The 6,535-nt window shown below is 66.4% G+C and carries 5 protein-coding genes; all 5 read right to left on the reverse strand.

What is annotated here, in order from left to right; translation table 11 throughout:
* Window positions 1–7: 7 nt before the first annotated feature.
* Genes IAE58_RS04980 through IAE58_RS05000 form a run of 5 tightly spaced genes read right to left on the reverse strand, consistent with a single transcriptional unit; the run spans window position 8 to window position 6,365 of the window.
* Window positions 8–991, reverse strand: a complete 984-nt coding sequence (locus IAE58_RS04980; protein ID WP_199932768.1) for a MoxR family ATPase — start codon at window positions 989–991, stop codon at window positions 8–10.
* A 13-nt stretch (window positions 992–1,004) separates the two neighbouring features.
* Window positions 1,005–1,712: a DUF4159 domain-containing protein gene (locus tag IAE58_RS04985; RefSeq protein WP_199932767.1), complete on the reverse strand. Its 708-nt coding sequence runs from the start codon at window positions 1,710–1,712 to the stop codon at window positions 1,005–1,007.
* A complete protein-coding gene (locus tag IAE58_RS04990) occupies window positions 1,712–3,046 on the reverse strand; it encodes a TldD/PmbA family protein (RefSeq protein WP_108760859.1) in 1,335 nt (444 codons plus the stop codon). Before IAE58_RS04990 ends, IAE58_RS04985 begins: the two co-directional genes overlap by 1 nt.
* A gap of 21 nt (window positions 3,047–3,067) precedes the next feature.
* Entirely contained in the window at window positions 3,068–4,702 is a 1,635-nt protein-coding gene (locus IAE58_RS04995; protein ID WP_199932766.1) for a TldD/PmbA family protein, read from the reverse strand.
* A gap of 31 nt (window positions 4,703–4,733) precedes the next feature.
* Entirely contained in the window at window positions 4,734–6,365 is a 1,632-nt protein-coding gene (locus IAE58_RS05000; protein ID WP_199932765.1) for a TldD/PmbA family protein, read from the reverse strand.
* Window positions 6,366–6,535: the final 170 nt, after the last annotated feature.

Consider the following 6,535-nt stretch of genomic DNA (forward strand, 5'->3'; position numbering starts at 1 on the left):
GCGGGAATCAACCGGGGAACGGTACGGCCTGCAGCAGCGCTGCAACCACGTCGTCGGCGCGCTTCTGTTCGGCTTCGGCAGCGAAGGACAGCAGCAGGCGATGGCGCATCACCGGCGCGGCCAGTGCCTGCACATCCTCGCGGGTGGCGGCGAAGCGGCCCTGCAGCAGTGCACGCGCCTTGGCGGCCAGCACCAGCGACTGCCCGGCACGCGGGCCGGCGCCCCACTTCACCCACTGGTTGATGGCGGCCGGTGCGCCCTCGCCGGGTCGGCTGGCGCGCACCAGGCGGGTGATCCAGGCCAGCACATCGGGGCTGACATGCACCTGGCGCACGGCGGCCTGCAGCGCGATCACCGCCTCGGCGTCCATCACCTTCGGCACCGCTTCGGTGGCACCGCCGGTGGTCTGTTCGATGATGCGGCGCTCTTCGTCTTCGCTGGGGTAGTCCACCAGCACGTGCAGCAGGAAGCGGTCCAGCTGTGCTTCCGGCAGCGGGTAGGTGCCGGCCTGCTCGATCGGGTTCTGCGTGGCCAGCACGAAGAACGGCGCGGGCAGTGCATAGGTGGTTCCCGCGTAGCTGACCGTGCGTTCCTGCATGGCTTCCAGCAGCGCCGCCTGGGTCTTGGGCGGGGTGCGGTTGAGTTCGTCGGCCAGCAGCAGATTCGTGAAGATCGGTCCCTGCTGGAAGCGGAAATGACGATGGCCGGTGCCATGGTCTTCTTCCAGCAGTTCGGTGCCGAGGATGTCGCTGGGCATCAGGTCAGGGGTGAACTGCACGCGCCGGAACTGCAGTTCCAGCGCCTGCCCCAGCGAGCGCACCAGCAGGGTCTTGCCCAACCCGGGCGCGCCTTCCAGCAGGCAGTGGCCGCCGGCCAACAGGCCGATCAGCAGCTGCTCGACCACCGCGTTCTGGCCCACCACGGCATGGGCCAGGGCATCGCGCAGCGCATGCAGGCGCGGCAGCAGGGAATCGAGGTCGGGCTGGGTCATGGCGGTGTTCCGATCAGTTGTTCAGTGCGTACATCACGATGTTGACGCCGAAGCGGGTGTTGTCTTCGGCCAGGAAGCGCTTGTTGCGCCAGTCGTAGTCCCACTCGCAGCCGTAATCCTTGTTGCTGTAGAGCACGCCCAGGCGGCCATCAACCTCGATGCCCTTCAGGTAGTCGTGCACCAGGTCGTCGCCCCAGCCGTTCAGTTCGAAGCTGGTGGCGGGTGGGCCTTCGGGGAAACGGAAGAAACTGCGGTACAGCGCGTGGCTGTTGGGCAGCTTCTGCAGTGCCTTCGGCCCGAACAGGCGCGCCATCTGCGCTTCGAAAGAGGTGGCGAACAGGCCGTCGATGTCATGGTTGCAGTCATCGACGAAGACGAAGCCGCCGTTGCGCACGTAGCGCACGAAGTTCTGCCGTTCGGCGGCGTTGAACTCCACCAGGGTGTGCCCGGCCAGGTAGCAGAAGGGGGCTTCCAACATGCGCGGATCGGCCAGGGCCACCACGTGTTCCTGCGGGTCCACTCGCAGCGAGGTGTAGTCGATCAACGAGGTGATGAGGTTGGACGGCATGCGCGCGTCCACGTCCCAATCGCCGGAATCGTACTGCAGGCGGGTGAACCAGAAGTCGTAGCGGGAACTGCGCGGGCCCGCCTGCGCCCACGCTGGCAGCGCCGTCGCCGAAGCGGCAGCGGCCAACCAGCGCAGGCAGGCCCGGCGATCCATCAGACCGCGTCGGACAACGAGGTGAAGGTGAAATCGCGCAGCTTCATCGGCGGGATCATCATCACGAAGCTGGATTCATCACCGGCCACGCGCACCGGCTTGCCCAGCTCTTCGATGTTGTTGAGCATGATGACCGGCGATTCGTTGAAGCGGAAATTCTTCACCGGGTGCTTGATCTGGCCGTTCTCGATGTAGAAGGTGCCGTCGCGGGTCAGGCCGGTCAGCAGCACGGTCTGCGGGTCGACCATGCGGATGTACCAGGTGCGGGTGACCAGGATGCCCTTCTGGGTGCCGCGCACCAGCTCGGCGGTGCTCTTCTCGCCGCCGCTCATCAGCAGGTTGCCCGGCGTGGCCTTGGCGGTCTTGCCCTGCTTCTGCGCCCAGAAGCGCGAGTAGTCCAGGTTGGCCACCTTGCCGTTCTCGATGATGGCCATGCGCTCGCGCGGCATGCCTTCCCCATCCCACGGCAGCACCGGCGCTTCCGGGTGCCAGGGGTCGGCGTACATGCTCACGCGCGGGTCGTACACCTGCTCGCCCAGCTTGTTGCCGCCGCCCTTCTTCGACAGGAAGCTGCGGCCTTCGTCGGCCGAGCGGGCGCTGAAGAAGTTCATCATGAAGCTGATCAGGCCCGCCGCCGCTGCCGGTTCCAGGATGACCGTGTACTTGCCCGGTTCCAGCGCCTTGGCCTCGGCCGATTCGGTGGCCTTGCGCATGGCGATGCGGATGTCCTGCTCGGCCTTGAAGTCGGCGGCGTCCTTCAGGTTGCGGCCGACCCAGCCCGAACCGCGGCCGTCTTCGGTGCGCACGGTGCAGGTGTAGTCGAAGCTGGTGGTGCGCTGGTAGCCGAAGTTGCCATTGCTGTTGGCCGTGGCATAGAAGCCCTGGCCATCTTCCAGGAAGCCAGCGGCGATCAGGCCGTTGCCGCGGCACGGGGCGATCGAATCGGCCGCGACCTTGGCCCGGAAGGCAGGGTCGATGGCCGCGGTGGACTCGCTGAAGGTCGGGCTGGGGCGGTAGCTCTGCTTGCCGATGGCCGGCATGAATTCCGGGTTTTCCGGGGCCAGGCGGGCCAGGTCTTCGGCGCGGCGCACCACGCGTTCCAGCGCGGCATCGTCGAACTCGTTGATCGAGGCGGTGCCCACGCGCTTGCCGAAGGCCACGGTGACGGCCAGTTCGGTGTTGTCGACAATGCCGCTGGTGGACACGTTGTTCAGCGCGAAACGGATGTTGCCGTTGAGCGAGCCGACCAGGACGGCGCTGCATTCATCGGCCTTGGACAGGGCGATGACCTTGTCGAGGATGGCCTTGGCCTGGGCTTCGGTGAAGATACTCATGGTGTAAGGGCTCCTGACCGGTCAGCCGAGGCTGCGCGCGGTGTTGATGACGTTGATGCCGTTGAAGCGCGCGGTGGACGAACCGTGCGAGACCGCCGAGACCTGGCCCGGCTGGCCCTTGCCGTCGAAGAACGAACCGCCCAGGCGGTAGTCGCGCTCATCGGCCACGGCGGTGCAGGCGTTCCAGAACTCCGGCGTGCGGATCTGGTAGGCCACGTCTTCCAGCATGCGGGTGATCTTGCCGTTCTTGATCTCGTAGAACAGCTGGCCACCGAACTGCGCGTTGTAGCGCTGCTGGTCGATCGAGAACGAACCGTCACCGATGATGTAGATGCCGTTCTCCACGTCCTTGATCATGTCGGCCACGCTGAGCGGGGTCTTGCCCGGTGCCATCGACACGTTGGCCATGCGCTGGAACTGCACGCTGGACCAGGAATCGGCATAGCAGCAGCCGTCCGATTCGGTCTTGCCAAGGATGTGGGCCTGGTCGCGGATGGTCTGGTAGTCGACCAGCTTGCCGTTGCTGATCAGATCCCAGCGCTTGCACTTCACGCCTTCATCGTCGTACGCCACGGCGCCGAGGCTGCCCGGCTGGGTCTTGTCGGCGAAGATGTTGACGTGCTCGCTGCCGTACTGGAACTGCTGCTCGCGCTTGTCCAGGGTGGCGAAGCTGGTGCCGGCGTAGTTGGCTTCGTAGCCGAGCACGCGGTCGAGTTCGAGCGGGTGGCCGATCGATTCGTGGATGGTCAGCCAGGTGTGCGACGGGTCCAGGACCAGGTCGTACTTGCCGGGCTTCACCGACGGCGCCTTCAGCTTCTCCTGCGCCTGCTTGGCGGCCGCGATGGCGTCTTCCTTCATGTCGTAGGACGAACCGTAGTTCACCACGCCGTTGGGGGTGAGCACCTTGCCGGCAGCGGCGCCGTCCAGGTACTCGTAGCCCAGGCCCATCGGCGCGGACAGGCCTTCGCGGGTGCGGAACTTGCCGCTGGCCTTGTCGATGGCGGTGACCGTCATCGGCGCCCAGATGCGGTGCACGTCCTGGTCGATGTAGGAACCATCGGTGGAGGCGAAGTACTTCTGTTCGTTCACCAGGAACAGCATCGAATTGACGAAGCTGGCACCGGCGCCCATCGCCGCGGCGTTGACGTCCAGCAGCAGGTCGACCTTTTCCTTGATCGGCACCTCCATGGCGTTCTTGCGGATCGGCGTCTTCCAGCTCACCTCGCCCACTCCCGGTGCCTTGGCCAACTGCACCGGTGCGGTCTGCACGCCGGCGTTGGCCTTGGCAATCGCGGCGGCCTGCTGCGCGGCGCGGGCCACGTCGGCGGTGCCCAGCGCATTGGTGGCGGCAAAGCCCCAGGCACCGTTGACGATCACGCGGATGCCCACGCCGGTGGACTCGGTGTTCACCACGTTCTGCACCTTGTCTTCGCGGGTGATCACGAACTGCCGCAGGTAGCGGCCGATGCGCACATCGCAATAAGTGGCGCCGGCGCTGCGCGCGGCCTGCAGGGCGGCGTCGGCCAGGCGCTTCTTCAGCGCCGGGTCCAGGCTGGACTGCAGCTGCTCGGCGGCAATGGCCTTGCCGAAGAACGAGGGCACGATCAGGCCGCCCGCGGTAAGCCCGGTCAGGGCCAGGAAGTCACGTCTTTGCAAGGCTGCTCTCCACGTCGAAGGATGGGAAGACTCAGGCGCCGAGACTGCGCGCGGTGTTGATGATGTTGATGCCGTTGAAGCGGGTGGTGGACGATCCGTGCGAGACCGCCGAGACCTGGCCGGGCTGGCCCTTGCCATCGAAGAACGAACCGCCCAGGCGGAAATCGCGTTCATCGCAGATGGCGGTGCAGGCATTCCAGAACTCGGGCGTGCGGATCTGGTAGGCCGCGTCCTCGACCATGCCGGTGATCTTTCCGTTCTTGATCTGGTAGTACAGCTGGCCACCAAACTGTGCGTTGTAGCGCTGCTGGTCGATGGAGTAGGAACCGCGGCCGTGGATCCAGATGCCGTTCTCCACGTCCTTGATCATGTCCTCCACGCTGAGCGCTGCCTTGCCCGGTGCCAGCGAGACATTGGCCATGCGCTGGAACTGCACGCTGGACCACGAATCGGCATAGCTGCAGCCGTGCGAGGCCTCGCGGCCGAGGATGTGGGCCTCGTCACGGGTGGCCTGGTAATCGACCAGCACGCCGTCGCGCACCAGGTCCCAGCGCTGGGTCTTCACCCCTTCGTCGTCGTAGCCGACCGCGCCCAGGCTGCCCGGCTGGGTCTTGTCGGCGAAGAAGGTGACGATGTCGCTGCCCCAACGGAAGCCGGCATCGCGCTTGTCCAGCGTGGCGAAGCTGGTGCCGGCGTAGTTGGCTTCGTAGCCAAGCACGCGGTCCAGTTCCAGCGGGTGGCCGACGTTTTCGTGGATGGTCAGGAACAGGTTGGACGGGTCCAGCACCAGGTCGTACTTGCCGGGCTTCACCGAGGGCGCCTTCAGCTTCTCGCGCGCATGGCGGGCGGCGGCGATGGCGTCCTCGACCGGGTCATAGGAATCGCGGTAAGCGGTAATGCCGCCGGGCAGCTGCACCTTGCCGCGCGCATCGCCATCGAGGAATTCGTAGCCCATGCCCATTGGCGAGGACAGACCAGCACGGGTGCGGAACTTGCCGCTGGCCTTGTCGATGGCGGTGGCGGTGAAGGGCAGCCAGATGCGGTGGATATCCTGGTCGATGAACGAACCGTCGCTGGAAGCGAAGTACTTCTGCTCGTTGACCAGGAACAGGGTGGAGTTGATGAAGTCGGCGCCGGCGTCCAGGGCGGCGCTGTTGAGCGCCAGCAGCAGTTCCACCTTGTCCTGGATCGGTACGGCCATGGCGTTCCTGCGCACCGGCGTCTGCCAGCGCACGTCGCCCACGGCCGGGGTGGGGGCCAGTTGCACGGGGCGGGTCTGGATGGTCGCGTTGGCGCGGGCGATGGCGGCCGCCTGCTCGACGGCCCCGCGCACGGCGGCCTCGGTCTGCTGGTGGGTGGCGGCGAAGCCCCAGGCGCCATTGACGATCACCCGCACGCCCACGCCGGACGACTCCCGGTTGGTCACGTTGCCGACCTGGTGCTCGCGGGTGATGACCGACTGGTTGAGGTAGCGGCCGATGCGCACGTCGCAGTAGCTGGCCTTGGCGGTGCGGGCGGCGGACAGGGCCACCTCGGCCAGGCGCCTGCGCTGGGCGGTATCAACCGGGGCCAGCAGCTGCTCGGCCGCGATCAGCCGCGAATGCGGCAGCACCAGGCCCGCCAGGCCCAGACCGGAAAAAGCCAGGAACTCACGTCGTTGCACAGCGTCTCTCTCTCACTTCCGTGCGGCTGGCAACGGGCCAGGCCGATCACGTCAACTCCCTGACTTTCGCCAGCGCGGGGCATGGCGGCAAGTGACTGCAGTCATGGGTGGGGAGGGTTTGGGCAGGGCTTGCAGCCCTGCACCTGCTCAATGCAACGGCAACGGCCAAA

This window comes from Stenotrophomonas sp. S49 (genome assembly GCF_016624905.1).
Classification (GTDB): Bacteria; Pseudomonadota; Gammaproteobacteria; order Xanthomonadales; family Xanthomonadaceae; genus Stenotrophomonas.

Coding starts and splice junctions, on each gene's coding strand:
- IAE58_RS04980 (WP_199932768.1), bottom strand. CDS start 991: ATGACCCAGCCCGACCTCGATTCCCTGCTGCCGCGCCTGCATGCGCTG.
- IAE58_RS04985 (WP_199932767.1), bottom strand. CDS start 1,712: ATGGATCGCCGGGCCTGCCTGCGCTGGTTGGCCGCTGCCGCTTCGGCG.
- IAE58_RS04990 (WP_108760859.1), bottom strand. CDS start 3,046: ATGAGTATCTTCACCGAAGCCCAGGCCAAGGCCATCCTCGACAAGGTC.